Consider the following 1,020-nt stretch of genomic DNA (forward strand, 5'->3'; position numbering starts at 1 on the left):
CAACAACCCAAATGAGTTTCACTCACCTGCGTCGCATTGCGACCAGCTTGGTTTTACTTGTCTCACTTCTGACCAAAGAAGTGGACGCGCCTTAGACGTAAACTATGCCACTAAGCATAATTTACTATTGAATATTCAAGACACTTAATAAAGTGTTTGAGAACTCATGTTTAATGCTTTCGCATTAAACGTTTTGTAATTAATCACATGACAGACTCATGCAATTAAATACTATCAGCTTTCCAAATTGTTAAAGAGCGGGCTTAAAAAAGCCAAAGATAATTTTTTAGTTTATCTTTGGCATCTCTATCCATAGTGCATATGCCTTATTACTTTGCAATAAAGTCAGAATAAGGTGTAAATGGTGGAGCTATGCGGGATCGAACCGCAGACCTCCTGCGTGCAAGGCAGGCGCTCTCCCAGCTGAGCTATAGCCCCATTTACATGCAGTGCGAGTAAGTAAGATGTTCCAAACCTCTAAAAGGATTGGTTTGCCAAATCGAGTTATCCGCGGCAAATTAACGCGACGTTTAGTTCACTAAACGAGTGTTAATTTAACAAAGGAGAACGAAGATTTGGTGGGTCAGAGTGGACTTGAACCACCGACCTCACCCTTATCAGGGGTGCGCTCTAACCAGCTGAGCTACAGACCCATCTTATTGATAAATCTAAGTCCATCTAGAACCACCGACCTCACCCTACTCTTTATGAAGGGATTGGGGTGCTAACCAGCTGAGCTACAGACCCATCTTTGATAAACCTATTTAACTAGGTCCATCTTTTACTCTTTCTTCTATCAAGCAAATCTGTGTGAACACTCAACAAACATTAAGTTAGTCGTATAGGTAAGGAGGTGATCCAGCCCCAGGTTCCCCTAGGGCTACCTTGTTACGACTTCACCCCAGTCATGAACCACAAAGTGGTGAGCGCCCCCCCGAAGGTTAAGCTACCCACTTCTTTTGCAGCCCACTCCCATGGTGTGACGGGCGGTGTGTACAAGGCCCGGGAACGTATTCACCG

At 44.2% G+C, this 1,020-nt stretch carries 2 tRNA genes and 1 rRNA gene; all 3 read right to left on the minus strand.

What is annotated here, in order from left to right:
• Window positions 1–362 precede the first annotated feature (362 nt).
• Window positions 363–438: transfer RNA gene (locus L5L98_RS22230), tRNA-Ala, on the minus strand.
• A gap of 138 nt (window positions 439–576) precedes the next feature.
• Window positions 577–653 (minus strand) — tRNA-Ile (locus L5L98_RS22235).
• Window positions 654–846: 193 nt separating this feature from the next.
• Window positions 847–1,020, minus strand: a 16S ribosomal RNA gene (locus L5L98_RS22240); the annotation flags it as partial.

Source organism: Shewanella sp. SM23 (assembly GCF_025654295.1).
Taxonomy (GTDB): domain Bacteria; phylum Pseudomonadota; class Gammaproteobacteria; order Enterobacterales; family Shewanellaceae; genus Shewanella; species Shewanella oncorhynchi.